The organism is Micromonospora sp. H61 (assembly GCF_018070325.1).
Lineage (GTDB): Bacteria > Actinomycetota > Actinomycetes > Mycobacteriales > Micromonosporaceae > Micromonospora > Micromonospora salmantinae.
The window spans coordinates 16797-31266 of the sequence record NZ_JAGPXY010000043.1 but is presented as its reverse complement, the minus strand read 5'-3'; the positions used below and the strand labels follow the sequence as shown (position 1 = coordinate 31266).

Genomic DNA, 14470 nt, shown 5'->3' with positions numbered 1-14470 from the left:
GGTGGCGCCCACCACCCCGCCCCGGCAGCGTCCCGAGTGACCCAGACCGGCCCCGACCGGCCAGCGGACGTGCGTTTCCCGGCTGCGAAGCAGCTCGCCGTTGTGGCGGTGGTCGGGGTCATCGCCGGCTTCGTCTTCGCGCTGCTACTGCCCCTACCGCTCGCCGCGCTGGCCGGCTGGGACGTGGGCGCGCTGAGCTGGCTCGTGCTGGTCTGGCACAAGATCTGGCCGATGGACGCCGAGCGGACCGCCCAACTGGCCGTCCACGAGGACCCGAACCGGGCGATCCGGGACAGCCTGCTGCTCGTCGCCTGCCTGGCCAGCCTGCTGGCCGTCGGGTTGGTCGTGGCCAGCGCGCAGAGCGCGCCCCCCGGGATGGCCCGGGAGCTGCACAGCGGCGTGGGCGTGCTCAGCGTGGTGCTCTCCTGGTTCGTGGTGCACACCGTGTTCGCCGCCCGGTACGCCCGGATCTACTACACCGGCCCGGACGGCGGGGTGAACTTCAACCAGCCCGAACCGCCGCGCTACTCCGACTTCGCGTACGTCGCGTTCACCATCGGGACGACGTTCCAGATCTCCGACACCAACCTGACCAGCAACGAGATGCGTCGTACGGTGCTGCGCCACTCGATGGTGTCGTACCTGTTCGGCGCGTTCATCATCGCCGTGACCGTGAACCTGTTGGCGGGTCTGGCGCGGTGAGAGGGACTCAGCCGGCCGCACGGACCCCCGGAGCGTGACACGGGGCGGGGCCGATCGAAGGGCCGGGACAGGCGGGCGCCCCTGGTCACGAACCGCGACCCAGGGCGCCACGCAAGCCTGCCCAGGCGGTGAACCGCATCCGAACCGGTCGCGGTCACCAGGCGGTGGAGGTCCGCTCGAACCGAGCGGCCAGCACTGCCGGGTCCAACCATACGGCAGAACATCCTCCGTTTGGTCAGAATTTGGGGAAGTGTGGGCCAGGGCACGTCACGGCTGACCGGTCACCTCCGCGTACCGGTGCTCCAGGTCGACCCGGGCCAACGCCCCCACCAACCAGGCCAACTGCTCGGACTCGCCAGTGGCCAGGCCGGCCAGGTCGTCCGCCGACCTGCCCAGCCCGAGCCGACGCGCGGCAGCCAGCGCCCGCCGGTCGGCGACCGGGGCCACCTCCCGCCACAACGCCTGCGCCTCGCGGAGAAACAGGACGACGACCTGATCGTCCACGCCCGGAAGCTCGGCCAGCAGCGCGCGCTCCCGGACCGGGTCGTGGTGCGCGACCGCCCGCAGCCGGCGCAGATCACCCCGGTACCGCTCGATCACCGTCCGGGCCAGGTCACCCAGCACAGCGGCCAGCGCGTCCACGTCACCGCGCTGGCCGCTGGCGCGCAGCACCCGGACCCGGTCCTCGTGCAGCGAACGCGCGAGCCGGGCCGCGCTGTCCCACCCCTCGTCGCGCAACGCCCGTGCCCCGTCCAACGCCCGCCGGAAGTCACCACGACGGGCCAGCAGCACCGACAGGTACAGCACCTGGAAGAGACTCGCCGGGTTGTTGGTCACCCGGAACCCGTACTGCTCGGCGAAGCCCCGCCCGCCACCGGCGAGCCGGCGCGCCAGACGTTTACGGTCCTCCACCGGAGTGATCAAACTGGTCGCCATGCCGGCGACTACCCGCGCCACCAGGGGTCACACACCGGCCGCGCGTGCCCGTCACCCGTGCATGCCGCCGGTGCGGTCGCGGGCCTTGAGGCGGGTCGTGGGCAGGGCGGGCGCCGGCAGCGGCGGCGCCGAATCGTCGGCGACCACACCGAAGCGCCCGTCGCCGGCCATCCAGTCCTCCCGGGCGGCGGCGATCTCCTCGTGTGACCGGCCCACGAAGTTCCACCACATCACCAACGGCTCCTCGAACGGCGTTCCGCCCAGCAGCAGCAACCGGGCCCCGGCCCCGCCCCGCACTGTCAGCTCCCGGCGGCCCGAGCCCAGATACAGCAGCGCCCCCGGTTCGAACCCGACCCCGGCCGCCTCCGCGGACCCGGACATTGCCAGCACGGCGTACTCGAAATCGGGCCGCAACGCCATCGTCGCCGGCGCCTCGCCGCGCAGCTCCAACTGCACCCCCACCAGCGGGGTGTGCACCACTGCCGGTGACCGCTCCCCGGCGAACTCGCCGACCAGCACTGTGACGTCCAGATCGCCGTCCCGCCAGCGCGGCAGGTCGGCGTGGTGCGCGAAGTCGGCCGCTCCGGCCCGCGCCGGGTCCGGCAGCGCCACCCAGAGCTGCACACCGTGCATCACCGGCGGATGGGTGGCCGGCGAGCGCTCCGAGTGGGCGATACCGTTCCCGGAGGTCATCACGTTCAGTTGGCCGGGCACGATCGGCTGCACGTTGCCGAGGCTGTCCCGGTGCAGAATCTCGCCGTCGAGCAGCCAGGTCACCGTCTGCAGCCCGGTGTGCGGGTGCGGCGGCACCTCCATACCGGGCCGCTGCGCCACATCGTCCGGGCCGAAATGATCGACGAAACACCACGCGCCAACCATCCGGCGGGCGCGCTGCGGAAGCAGCCGCCGCACCGTGGTGTACCGACCCAACGGCACGTCGTGGCCGGGCAACAACACACTGCCGGGATCGACGTCGGCCACGCCAGGCGGTCGGGTCTGCGCCAGCATTGATTCAGTACGCTCCACCGCCCGACTGTACGCGCATGCCCATTCGCGACCGCGGTGCTTCCAGCCGAGGGCGGGCGGGTTCACCAGCCCGTGGTTGTCAGGGTCGGCTGGCCGGCGTGGGCTGGCCCGGCGTGGGTTACCGGTTGCTGGAGGAGACCAGCACGCTGTTGGCACCGGCGACCAGGTCCAGGTACAGGCGCTCCGCCGACCGGTCCCAACCCGGCGTACCCAGCACCGAGCCCGCGGCCACCCCATCCCAGCGGTCGTCGCGTACCACCACCGAGCCGGCGCCGGCTCCCGCCCGAACCCGTACCGGAGTCTGCCCCGGGACCCGCACGTCGAGCTGGCTGGTCCCACCGGTGAGTCGTACGGTCAGGATGGTGGCAGGCTGGTCTGAGCGCGGGCCGGTGGGGTTGCCGGGGCCGGCGGCGGTGATCGGTGGCAGGAGAATCTCGGTACGGCTGGAACCCCCGGCGAGTTCCACGCCCAGCAGCCGGGCCCGGGTCAGGTCCAGCACCTGACTGCTCACCCCGCCAACGAGGTGGACACGCCAGGCGACCCGCTCGTTGAGCAACACCCGCACCGCCCGTGGCCCGCGCGTCCCGGACTCCACGAGGTCGAGCCGCACGGTCTCCCCCTGCACCGCCGGTCGGCCCGCCACGCCCGAGCCCGCCGGGGTACTGATCCGGTACAGGTCATCGCCCAACTCGGCCACCCGCAGCTCGAACGAGTGCAGCCCATCCGCGAGCACGAAGGTGCCCTTCTGCCGACCCGCCAGCGGCGCTGTCAACAGTTGCTCGCCAGCAGCGCCCGCACCACCGCGGCGCCCCTCAGCCGCGTCCGGGTCAGCGACGCCACCTGGGCCGTCCGGGCGAGTGCCGTCCGGGCGAGTGCCGTCCGGGCGAGTGCCGTCCGGGCGAGTGCCGTCGGGTTGGCCGGAGTAGGTCATGCCGAGGTGGTCGGGATCGGCAACGATCACGGCCACCGCTGCCGCACCCAGGAGCAAGACGACGGCGGCAGCAGCCACCAACAGGCGTACACCGGTGGACCACCGTCGCGGTGCGGCCCCACCGGACGGCTCCGGCGCTGACTCCGGTTCGCGATCCGCGCCGTACCCCACTGCGGCCATGCCTGTGTCCCTCCGCCGGTCCCCGTCCAGGGGTACGTACCCGCCGGCCGATCGGATCACTCGGCGCCGATCACGTCACTCCGGTCAGTGGCCAGTGAACGAGGACGGCGACTGGTGAACGGCGGCCAGTACCGGCTAGAGCAGAAAGGCCGCTGGCCGGCACCCGGGTTGCGGGTGCCGGCCAGCAGTCGGTGTCGTGCGGTGGTGTTGCCGTGCGGTGGTGCTGGGTGCTTGTGGTGTGGGGTCAGCTGTTCCAGTGCTGGGCGACGAGGTCGGTGGCCTGCTGCTCCCACTGGGCGTAGGCGTCCGGGTAGGCCGACACCTGTACGGTCTGGGCGGCGTCGGTCAGCGGCATGTCCTGCCACCCGTCGACCTGCTTGAGGCCCTTGAGGAACGCGGTGGTGGAGTACTCGGGGTCGGTGATCTGCTCCGGGGTGCCCCAACCCGAGCTCGGGCGCTGCTGGAACAGGCCCAGCGAGTCGTGGTCGTTCCGGTCGCCCAGGTGACCCAGGTTCTCCAGCTTGGATTCCTGCAGGCTCGTCGCGATCGAGATGACCGCGGCCCGCTCGGGGAGGCCGGCCTTCTTGGTGGCCGCGATGATGGCCTTCACGTTGGTGGTCTGCTCGTCGTTGAGGGTGATGTGGGACTGCTCGCCCTGCGGCTTCGGCGCCGCCGACTGCACGGCCACCGCAACCGCCTTGGCATCCACGGCCGGGGTAGCGGCGTGGGCGGCGATCGGGCCGGCGAACACACCACCGGCGAACGCGAGACCAGCAACAGACAGCACGCTCTTACGGAAGATCGTGTTCATGGGGGTAGCTCCTTCGGGGGTAGAACACCCACACCGCCAAAGAGGGAGACGGCGGTGATGGGTGTGAGCACCTCGTCCGGCGCTGCACGTACCAAGGGGAAAAGTCTTGGGGGGTGACACCCGGTCGGGCGTCGGGGTCGGCGACCTGACGAGCGGGGGGCTCGTGGCGCCGGGTCCATCTGTAACGACCGGGCGGTGGCTGGCATTCCAACCTGCGCGACCAGCCCTCAGGGGTCCGGCCGCGGGTCGGTGGTGCTGCGATCGTCAGGGTGTGTAACGACCCCGGCCCGGCCATGATTCCGGCCCACGAGTGCGCCCGGCCACACCCCACAACCATCCAACAAAGGGCAAACCGCCCCAGACGACACCCGGCATTCCGGACGCCCGGACCGGCCGACTTCACGAAACCCGAGTCGATCACGAATGAAGCGACCGACGCACAACACCCAGTGCCGGCAAAGTTCACACACAGGTCGGCCGACCGCCGGGAGAGGGGCCCGCACGCTAGGGGTGGTTATTGGCCGGTCAGGCGGGAGCGCACCTTTGCGGCGCAAGCGTCCAGAGCCGTCTGCGCGTCCAGCCCGAGGCTTTCGATGGCCACCAACGCGGTGAAGGCGACATCGGCCAACTCCGCCGCGACGTCCTCGCGGGTGTGGGTGACACCCTTGCGCGGGTTCTGCCCGAGCAGACCGATCCAGGCAGCCGAAGCCTCGCCCGCTTCCTCGGTGAGCTTGAGGATGCGGCAGGTCAGTTCGGTCTGCCCGGTGCCGTTCGCCGCGTCCAGCCAACCGCGTGACGCTCGGGCCGCCTCCCAGATCGACTCGTCCACGACGACAAGTCAACCCGATCGGCCCACCGGTCCGAACGACCGGGTACGGCTGGACCGCCGCGTTGACCGGCTGATCAGCGAACCCATTGACACTGGTCGACGTCGGTTCTAGGTTCAGGATGCTACCGGCCGGTAGGCAACCGTCCCGCTGGTCGCCCCCGGGCGACAACCGTCCGATGGGGAGCATTGATGCTGTCCACACCCGTTCGTACCCTCCGCCGCCTGCTCGCCGCCGCTGCGACGCTGACCCTCGCGGTCGGGCTGGCCGGTGCCGCGCCGGCCAGCGCCACCGGTCGCGACGCGAGGGGTGGCGAGCCGCTGCCGGGCTACACCATCGAGAATCCGCCGTTGGCGCCGTTGGTCGTGGGCGGCAAGTCGACGACGGTACGCCAGGGCGTGCACCGCCACGCCGGGTACATCATCGAGGTCCCCGCCCGGTGGAACGGCGACCTGGTGTTGTGGGCGCACGGCTACCGCGGCCAGGGCACTGTGCTCTCGCCGGAACCTCCGGCGTTCGGGCTGCGCCAGCGCCTGCTGGAGCAGGGGTACGCCTGGGCGTCGTCCTCGTACGACCGGAACGGCTTCGACATCCGCTCCGGGGTGCTGGGGACGAAGGATCTCGCCGACCACTTCGGGCGGACGGTCCGCCGGCCCCAGCACACCTACGTCGCCGGGGTGTCGATGGGTGGGTACGTCATCGGTCGTTCGCTGGAGCAGTACCCCGGCTTCTACGACGGCGCGTTGCCGATGTGCGGTGTGCTCGGTGATCAGACGCTGCTCGACTTCTACCTGGACTACAACCTGGTCGCGCAGACGCTCGCCGGGGTGCCGGCCCATCCCACGCCGGCTGACTACCTGACCAACGCGGTGCCCCGCATCCAGGTGGCGCTCGGCCTGGCCGGGCTGACCCCCACCGGGCCGGACACCACGACGGACCGGGGCAAGCAGTTGCGGGCGATCACGGTGAACCGTTCCGGTGGGCCACGTCCGGGCGCCGACGCCGCGTTCGCGGTCTGGAAGGACTTCCTCTTCTCGATCAGCGTGCCCACCGGTAGCGGCAACTCCCCCGCGCAGCGGCCCGGCCAGCTCTCCACCAACCTGCTCACCCGCTACGCCCCGAACAGCCCGGTGAACGTCAACGCCACGGTGCAGCGGGTCGCCCCGGAGAACCTGCGGCAGCGGCTCCTGCCGACGCTGACCGAGGTGCCGCGCATCGTCGGCCGCCCGACCGCGCCGGTGCTCAGCCTGCACGGTCTCGGCGACCTGTTCGTACCGTTCAGCATGGAGCAGGCGTACGCCACCGACGTGGCGCGCAACGGTCGCAGCAGGCTGGTGGTTCAGCGGGCCATCCGGGCCACGCAGCACTGCGAGTTCACTCCGGCGGAGGCCGGCGCCGCCTGGGACGACCTGGTGTCCTGGGTACGCACCGGCAAGCGCCCGGCCGGCGACACAGTGACCGACCCGGCGGTGGTGGCCCGACCCGACTACGGCTGCCGGTTCAGCGACCGGGACGCGTACGCGGCCGGGGTCGGTACCCGTCGCCTCTACCCGGCCTGCTGAGGTACCCAGACACGAAGAACCGGCCGGCTCCCGTGGAAGGGAGCCGGCCGGTCTCGTGTGCGGGTGTCACCAGAGCTGCTGGACGATGTCCGCCGCCTGCTCCTCCCACTGCGCGTACGCGTACGGGAAGGCGGAGACCTGCACGGTCTGCGCGGCGGTGGTCAGCGGCAGGTCCTGCCAGCCGCCGACGTTCTTGAGTGCGGTGAAGAACGCCGTGGCGGCGTACTCCGGGTCGGTGATCTGGTCGGGCGTGCCCCAACCGGACGACGGACGCTGCTGGAACAGGCCCTGCGAATCGTGGTCGTTGTACGCGCCGAGGTGGCCGAGGTTGTACAGCTTCGACTCCTGCAGCGAGGTGGCGACGCCGATCACCGCGCCCCGGTCACCGACGCCGGTCTTCTTGGCGGCGTCGACGATGGCCCGGGCGTTGGCCAGCTGCGCGTCGTCGAGCGGTACGCGCGACTGCGCGCCCTCGATGCCGTGCGGGATCAGCTGGGCTCGGCTCGGCTTGCCGGCCGGCGGCTTGCCGGTGGCGGAGCCGGTGGTCAGGCCCGACTCGACGGGCTGGTCGTCCTGGCGGGCCGTGGTGGCGGCCTTTCCGGTAGCGCGGTCGATGGCGGCGACAGCGCCCTGGTGCGGTCCGGAGGTGACCGGTGCGGCGACCGCGGTCGGCGCGAGGGCCAGACCACCGAGAGCAGCAACACCCGCCACGCTCAGCGCGGTCTTGCGGTACGAGTCCTTAGCGATGGCGGGGAGCCATCGAGTGAAGTCGACCTTCACGATGGTTGCCCTTTCGATCGTGCGAAGCGCTCCGGGGTGAACGCTCCTCGGGAGATGACCGCGGAAGAGGGTTTGGGCTCCGGCGGTACGGGGGACACAACCGGGTTCACCTGTCGGGCATTCCGGAAATGGCGGAAGGCTGGCCCGGTGCGGTCCCGGTCACGGCGCAGACCCGGACACGGAGGCTCCGCCGACATCAGGCCAGACAGCCGTGACGGATGGTGTTTTCGGAACCCGGGGGCGCTGTCCGAACGCCAGCCTTTGCTCTGCTTACCTATACGCACCGGTCACATTCCGTGACCAGGGTGCGAGACCTCCGTGGCTGGCGGAAAGGGCATATCCGCAGCTCGCGGAACGTGGCGCTTATAGGTAAGCAGAGCAAAGGGGCCGTGCACGGTGATGGGAGGCAGGCAGCTAGCGGTTTGTCGCTACCGTGAGTGGGCGTCCAAGCCAGCACGGCGGTTGAGGTAGCGGTTGCCGGACCTAGTTGTCGCCGTCACCTTCGGACTCCGCATCCCGCGTCCCGACACCCTCGTCCGGCGGGAGCAGTTCCTGGAAGATGGTGATCTGAAGCCCGGCGGGGGCGTCGAGGCGGGAGTTGAGCGACTGCCACGGCGTACGCGTCGGCGGCGCGACCTCGCTCGCACCGGCGGCCACCAGTCGGGCGGTCGTCGCCTCGGCGTCGTCCACCTCGAAGGCCACCCGGATCCGCGGCGCGACCTGCCGACCCACCTCGACCTCGTCGATCAGGCGTTTCTGGGCGGGGTTGGCGATCTCCAGGGTGGCGCGGCCGGCGTCCAGGATCACCACCCGGGCATCCCCCTCGCCGCTGAACGCCGCCTCCTCCGGCAGGCCCAGCGCGTCGCGGAAGAACGCCACGGCGGCCTCGTGGTCGGCAGCCTCCACCACGAGGCGCAACTGACGGACGGCGGGAGCAGGCAAGTCAGCGGGAGCGCGCGAGTCGGCGGCCATGAGCGGGATCCTAGTGTCGCGCCGGTGGCCGACGGACGCTGAGCCCGTCGACCAACGCGCCAATACCAAGTCGTCAGCCAAACGGCAGGGCGTCAGTGGCCGCGGTCCAGCCACTCCTGCAGGTGCGGCGCCTCCGCGCCGATCGTCGTGTCGTCGCCGTGGCCGGTGTGCACAACCGTGTCCGCGGGAAGGGTCAGCAGGCGGGTGCGGATCGACCGGACGATGGTGTCGAAGTCGCTGTACGAGCGGCCCGTCGCGCCGGGCCCACCAGCGAAGAGCGTGTCGCCCGTGAACACCGCGCCCAGCTCCGGCGCGTGGAAGCTGCACGCCCCGGGGCTGTGCCCGGGGGTGTGCAGAACCCGCAGCGTCGTGCCGCCCACCTCGATGCTCTGCCCGTCGTGCAGCTCACCGTTGGGTGGCAGGTGCGGGTGGACCATGTCCCAGAGGACCCGGTCGGCGGCGTGCAGCAGCACCGGCGCGCCGGTGGCCTCGGCCACCTCGGGCGCCACCCGGACGTGATCGTCGTGGGCGTGGGTGGCCAGGATCGCCCGGACCTGCCGGTCGCCCACCAGGGCGAGGATCGCCGCCACGTCGTGCGGCGCGTCCAGCACGACGCACTCGCGGTCGTCACCGATCACCCAGACGTTGTTGTCCACGTCGAAGGTCTGCCCGTCCAGGGAGAACGTGCCCGAGGTGACCGCATGGTCGACGCGGGCGGTCACGGGAACACCACCACCGAGCGGAGCACGTCGCCGTGGTGCATCCGATCGAAGGCGTTCTCGACCTGGTCGAGCGCGATCTCCTCGGTGACGAACGCGTCGAGGTCGAGCCGGCCCTGCAGGTACAGCTCGGTGAGCATCGGGAAGTCCCGGCTGGGCAGGCAGTCGCCGTACCAACTGGACTTGAGGGCGCCGCCGCGCCCGAAGACGTCCAGCAGCGGCAACTCGATCTGCATCTGCGGGGTCGGTACGCCGACCAGCACCACGGTGCCGGCCAGGTCGCGAGCGTAGAACGCCTGCTTCCACGTCTCCGGCCGGCCCACCGCGTCGATCACCACGTCGGCGCCGAAGCCGCCGGTGGCCGCACGGATCGCCTCGACCGGGTCGGTCTCGGACGCGTTCACTGTGTGCGTGGCGCCGAACGTGCGGGCCCAGTCGAGCTTGCGGCTGTCGGTGTCCACCGCGACGATCGTGGTGGCGCCGGCGAGGACCGCACCGGCGACCGCCGCGTCCCCGACGCCGCCGCAGCCGATCACCGCGACCGAGTCGCCCCGGGTGACGTTTCCGGTGTTCATCGCCGCACCCAGCCCGGCCATCACGCCGCAGCCCAGCAGACCCACGGCGGCGGGTCGGGCCGCCGGGTCGACCTTGGTGCACTGCCCGGCGTGCACCAGGGTCTTCTCGGCGAACGCCCCGATGCCCAGCGCCGGGGCGAGTTCGGTGCCGTCGGTGAGGGTCATCCGCTGGGTGGCGTTGTGGGTGTTGAAGCAGTACCAGGGCCGCCCCCGACGGCAGGCGCGGCACACTCCGCAGACCGCCCGCCAGTTGAGCACCACGAAGTCGCCCGGGGCCACGTCGGTGACGCCGTCGCCGACCTGCTCCACGATGCCCGCCGCCTCGTGACCGAGCAGGAACGGGTAGTCGTCGTTGATGCCACCCTCGCGGTAGTGCAGGTCGGTGTGGCAGACCCCGCACGACTGAATCCGGACGATCGCCTCACCGGGCCCGGGATCGGGCACCACGATGGTGGTGACCTCGACCGGCGCGCCCTTGCTGCGGGAGATGACTCCCCGGACTTCCTGGCTCACTTCGCCTCCTGCTGGTGGTCTGCGGCGGGGCCGGGTGCCGGGGTGGGCGGGTGTGCCACGGGCTCGGCGGTGGGCCCCCGGCGAACCTACCGCGACCACCACGGCCAGCCCAGTCGGCCGGCGGGTTATCGCGGGCGGTGCGGGGTACGCGGGCCGCATTCGACCACGGCCAACGGGAGTGACAATGAAATTCGCGCACCTGCCGCTACGGGTCACCATCGGCGCGTACTTCCTCAACTCGGGTCTGGGCAAGCGCACTCTGGAGGGGACCGCCGCGGAGGGCCTGCACGGAATGGCCGTCGCCGCCATGCCCCAGCTCGGTCAGCTGGAGCCGGCGCGCTTCGCCAAGCTGCTGTCGTACTCGGAGATCGCCCTGGGAGCCGCGTTGATCGCGCCGTTCGTCCCGGCGCCCCTGGTCGGGCTCGGCCTGACCGCGTTCGGCGCGGGCCTCGTGCAGCTGTACCTGAAGACGCCGGGGATGCGCGAACCCGGCAGCATCCGCCCGACCCAGCAGGGCGCCGGGCTGGCCAAGGACGTCTGGCTAATCGGCGCGGGGCTGACCCTGGTGCTGGAGGGGCTGACCCACGGCCGTCGGCGCGGCTGACCCGGCGGGTGGCCTGAGGAGCTGCGGTGACCCAACCTCGGTCCGTGCGGCCGTTCTATCGGCCGATGCGGCCACGCCGTCGCGACGAGCCGCACCGTACGGCCACGCCGCTGGAGCTCTTCTTCGACCTGTGTTTCGTGGTGGCGGTGTCGCAGGCCGCCGCCAACCTGCACCACGCCGTCTCCGAGGATCAGCTCGGCCACGCGCTGACCAGGTACTTGATGGTCTTCTTCGCGATCTGGTGGTCGTGGATGAACTTCACCTGGTTCGCCTCGGCCTACGACACGGACGACGACCTCTACCGGATCGCGACGCTGGTACAGATCGCCGGGGCGTTGATCATCGCCGCCGGCGTGCCTCGGGCGTTCAACGACGGCGATTTCAGCGTCATCACCTACGGCTACGTGGTGATGCGGATCGCGCTCGTCGTGCAGTGGTGCCGGGCCGCCGCCGGTGACCCGGCGCACCGCCCGGCGGCCCGCCGGTACGCGATCGGCGTCACCGTCGTCCAGCTCGGCTGGCTGCTCCGACTGGCCCTGCCGCACAGTTGGGGGACCGCGGCGTTGCTGCTGCTGGTCGTGGCCGACCTGCTGGTGCCGGCGGTGGCCGAACGCCCGGGCATGACCCCCTGGCATCCGCGACACATCACCGAACGGTACGGGCTGTTCACCCTGATCGTGCTCGGTGACGTGGTGCTGGCCACGTCGGTGGCCATCCAGACCGGAGTGGACGCCGGCGACCGCCGCCTCTGGTCGCTGGCGGCGGCGGCCACCGTGATCGTGTTCGCCCTGTGGTGGCTCTACTTCGACCGGCCCATCGATGCGCCCGACCGGATGCCGTACACGCTGGTCTGGGGCTATGGCCACTACCTGATCTTCGCGGCGGTCGCCGCGGTCGGCGCGGGTCTGAGCGTTGCGGTGGACCACGAACGGCACCTCGCGCACATCTCGGGAAGGATCGCCGGGTACGCGGTGGCCGTCCCGATCGCCGTCTTCCTGCTCACGGTCTGGGTGCTGCACGTACGCCGGCAGCAGCACGGCGCGGTGGTCGTCGCCTTCCCGGTCGTCGCGCTGCTGGCACTGCTCGCACCGCTCGGTCCGGCCCCGGTGTACGTACTCGCGGCCCTGTTGGTCGCTCTGGTGGCGCTGACCGTGGTGTTGCGCCGCAGCGACGTCGGCCCGCACCGCCGACTCGAACGCCCCGTCGGCCCAGATCGTTGACGTGGATCCCGGTCAGGTGCAACCGGAAGACGAAGGTCAACCACACCCCCATCACAAGGAACAGTCCTCCGATGCTCGGGTGAAGATCATGATCCAGTTGGTCTCCCAGGTCTGCTCGCCGTCGACCGAGAACGCCTGCTCCCAGCGGGCGGTGGTCGCGCTGATGCCGGACCAGATGAACCGGCACCGGACCGGGCGCCCCTCGTGCTGGTCGTCGGCGTAGAAGTGGCCGACCCCGTCGACGAAGCGGCCCACCATCGGCGGCAGCCCCAGCACCCCGGTGTCGCTGCTCATCCAGTAGATCGACCACTCCTGCCGGGCCGGATCGAAGATCCGGATCGTGGCGCCGGCGGAGCCCTTGGTCGGGAACGTGATCTCGTCGAAGTGACCGCCGCCGGCGAAGAAGCCGTGCGCCACCGACACCCCGGGGAACTCCTCCCACTCGTCGGAGCCGACCAGCCGCTTGCGTAGCCGCCGGTTGACGACGTTCCAGGTGCCCACAAAGAAGTCGAAGTCGCCCATCAGCGGCCCACCGGCCCTTCCGCTCGCGTGTCACGCAGATAATCGGTCAGACTCGGACTTTCCGGCAGCAGCATGTGCCGGACCCAGGCGGCCCGCTCGTGTTCCAGAACCGCCAACTCCCAGACGCAGCCCACCGCCGGGCGTCGCAGGTGGACGAAGTGTGCCGGGTCGTCGTCGGGACAGTCCAGCGCCGGCTGCCCGGCCGCGGCGACACGGACCTCCACCGCGTTGTCCCACACCCACGTGTACGCCAGCAGGTAGGCGCCGGTGTCCGCGCCCCGGTGCAGCACCACCCACCCGGCGGCCGGGGTGCCGTCGTCGACGACGTCGGCCAGCAGGTCGGGCAGCAGGTCGTACGCGGCCTTCTCCACCTCGGGTTCGACAGGTCGCTCCGGCTGGTCTATGTGGTAGCGCTTGAGTTGCCGGCCGCCGATCAGCACTGGTCCGGGCGTTCGTAGATCCTTGTCGCGAAATGCCATGCCGGGACGGTAGGACGGGTCCCCTGACAACTAGTGTCAGTGAAGTGCGGGCTTCTCGACTTCTCTCCGTCCTGCTGCTGCTCCAGTCGCACGGGCGGTTGACCGCCGCGCAGCTCGCCGAGCGGTTGGCCGTCTCCCCCCGCACCATCTACCGGGACGTCGAGTCGCTGCACGCCGCCGGCATACCGCTCTACGGCGAGGCCGGGCACGCCGGCGGCTACCAACTGGTCGACGGCTGGCGGACCCGACTGACCGGGCTGACCGCCGAGGAGGCCGACCGGCTGTTCCTGGCCGGGCTGCCCGGCCCCGCCGACGAGTTGGGCTACGGCGACGTGGTGGCGGCGCTGCAACTCAAACTGCACGCCGCGCTCCCCGCGCCGCTGCGCGACCGGGCAACCCGACTGCAACAACGCTTCCACCTGGACACTCCCGGTTGGTACGCGGACGGCGACGCCTCCCCCGAGCTGGCCCGCACGGCCGAGGCGGTCTGGCGGCAGCACCGCGTCGAGGTGCGCTACCGCAGCTGGAACGGCGAGGTGACCCGGGTCCTGGAGCCGTACGGCCTGGTGCTCAAGGGCGGCCGTTGGTATGTGGTGGCCGACCAGCCCGGCCGGGGCGCGCCGGCGACCTACCGGGTCAACCAGATCCTCGCGTTGACCCCACTGGCGCAGGAGTTCGACCGACCCGCCGACTTCGACCTGCCGTCCTGGTGGCGGGCGCACGTGGTGCAGTTCCGGGCCCGGCTGCACCGCGACGAGGCCCACGTCCGGCTCTCCCCCGCCGGGCGGGAGCGGTTGCGCGAGGTCGGCAGCGATCCGGTGGTGACAGCGATGGACAGCAGCGCCGGGCCACCGGACGCGCGGGGTTGGGTGACAGCGGTGCTGCCGATCGAGTCGCTCACCCACGCCCACGGTGAGCTGCTGCGCCTCGGTGCCGACATCGAGGTGCTGGCCCCGGTGGCGCTGCGCGAACGGCTGGCCGCCACGGCGGCCGGGCTCGCCGCGCTCTACTCCCCCGCCTGAACAGCCCCGACCCTCTCCACAGTGGAAGGGTCGGACGCGTCGATTGTCGTCACGGTGTGCCACCCTGGGACGGTCATCAATGGTCACCG

General features: G+C 71.3%; 16 protein-coding genes. 5 read left to right on the top strand and 11 right to left on the bottom strand.

Going from position 1 to position 14470, the window contains the following annotated elements; genetic code table 11:
- Positions 1–36: 36 nt before the first annotated feature.
- A complete protein-coding gene (locus KBX08_RS20915; protein WP_210785131.1) occupies positions 37–702 on the top strand; it encodes a DUF1345 domain-containing protein in 666 nt (221 codons plus the stop codon).
- A gap of 267 nt (positions 703–969) precedes the next feature.
- Here the strand turns inward: KBX08_RS20915 and KBX08_RS20910 are convergent, their stop codons facing one another.
- From KBX08_RS20910 to KBX08_RS20890, 5 genes are all read right to left on the bottom strand, one after another.
- Positions 970–1638, bottom strand: coding sequence for a hypothetical protein (locus KBX08_RS20910; protein WP_210785130.1), 669 nt, complete (start codon positions 1636–1638; stop codon positions 970–972).
- Positions 1639–1689: 51 nt separating this feature from the next.
- Positions 1690–2664 (bottom strand): pirin family protein, encoded by a 975-nt coding sequence (locus KBX08_RS20905; protein WP_210785129.1) that lies wholly within the window; start codon positions 2662–2664, stop codon positions 1690–1692.
- A 118-nt stretch (positions 2665–2782) separates the two neighbouring features.
- Positions 2783–3775 (bottom strand): hypothetical protein, encoded by a 993-nt coding sequence (locus KBX08_RS20900; RefSeq protein WP_247669764.1) that lies wholly within the window; start codon positions 3773–3775, stop codon positions 2783–2785.
- A gap of 244 nt (positions 3776–4019) precedes the next feature.
- Positions 4020–4586 (bottom strand): hypothetical protein, encoded by a 567-nt coding sequence (locus tag KBX08_RS20895; RefSeq protein ID WP_210785128.1) that lies wholly within the window; start codon positions 4584–4586, stop codon positions 4020–4022.
- Between the two features lie 514 nt (positions 4587–5100).
- Positions 5101–5415 carry a MazG-like family protein gene (locus KBX08_RS20890; protein ID WP_210785127.1) on the bottom strand — a complete coding sequence of 105 codons (315 nt, stop codon included), beginning with the start codon at positions 5413–5415 and terminating at the stop codon, positions 5101–5103.
- Between the two features lie 189 nt (positions 5416–5604).
- Between KBX08_RS20890 and KBX08_RS20885 the strand changes: the two genes are divergently transcribed.
- Entirely contained in the window at positions 5605–6975 is a 1371-nt protein-coding gene (locus tag KBX08_RS20885) for a S9 family peptidase (protein ID WP_210785126.1), read from the top strand.
- Between the two features lie 66 nt (positions 6976–7041).
- Here KBX08_RS20885 and KBX08_RS20880 read toward each other — a convergent pair whose 3' ends face one another.
- From KBX08_RS20880 to KBX08_RS20865, 4 genes are all read right to left on the bottom strand, one after another.
- Positions 7042–7755: a hypothetical protein gene (locus KBX08_RS20880; RefSeq protein WP_210785125.1), complete on the bottom strand. Its 714-nt coding sequence runs from the start codon at positions 7753–7755 to the stop codon at positions 7042–7044.
- Positions 7756–8238: 483 nt separating this feature from the next.
- Positions 8239–8727 carry a VOC family protein gene (locus tag KBX08_RS20875; RefSeq protein WP_247669763.1) on the bottom strand — a complete coding sequence of 163 codons (489 nt, stop codon included), beginning with the start codon at positions 8725–8727 and terminating at the stop codon, positions 8239–8241.
- 92 nt (positions 8728–8819) lie between these two features.
- A complete protein-coding gene (locus KBX08_RS20870) occupies positions 8820–9449 on the bottom strand; it encodes an MBL fold metallo-hydrolase (protein ID WP_210785124.1) in 630 nt (209 codons plus the stop codon).
- Entirely contained in the window at positions 9446–10534 is a 1089-nt protein-coding gene (locus KBX08_RS20865) for an S-(hydroxymethyl)mycothiol dehydrogenase (protein WP_210785123.1), read from the bottom strand. The genes KBX08_RS20870 and KBX08_RS20865 overlap by 4 nt, the downstream gene beginning before the upstream one ends.
- Before the next feature lie 184 nt (positions 10535–10718).
- Between KBX08_RS20865 and KBX08_RS20860 the strand changes: the two genes are divergently transcribed.
- Positions 10719–11138, top strand: coding sequence for a hypothetical protein (locus KBX08_RS20860; protein WP_210785122.1), 420 nt, complete (start codon positions 10719–10721; stop codon positions 11136–11138).
- A 26-nt stretch (positions 11139–11164) separates the two neighbouring features.
- A complete protein-coding gene (locus KBX08_RS20855) occupies positions 11165–12358 on the top strand; it encodes a low temperature requirement protein A (RefSeq protein ID WP_210785121.1) in 1194 nt (397 codons plus the stop codon).
- 51 nt (positions 12359–12409) lie between these two features.
- Here KBX08_RS20855 and KBX08_RS20850 read toward each other — a convergent pair whose 3' ends face one another.
- Both KBX08_RS20850 and KBX08_RS20845 read right to left on the bottom strand, forming a co-directional pair.
- Complete coding sequence (locus KBX08_RS20850; RefSeq protein ID WP_210785120.1) at positions 12410–12880, bottom strand: hypothetical protein; 471 nt, start codon at positions 12878–12880, stop codon at positions 12410–12412.
- Positions 12880–13359, bottom strand: coding sequence for a hypothetical protein (locus KBX08_RS20845; RefSeq protein ID WP_210785119.1), 480 nt, complete (start codon positions 13357–13359; stop codon positions 12880–12882). Before KBX08_RS20845 ends, KBX08_RS20850 begins: the two co-directional genes overlap by 1 nt.
- A gap of 44 nt (positions 13360–13403) precedes the next feature.
- Between KBX08_RS20845 and KBX08_RS20840 the strand changes: the two genes are divergently transcribed.
- Positions 13404–14381, top strand: a complete 978-nt coding sequence (locus KBX08_RS20840) for a YafY family protein (RefSeq protein ID WP_210785118.1) — start codon at positions 13404–13406, stop codon at positions 14379–14381.
- Positions 14382–14470 lie beyond the last annotated feature (89 nt).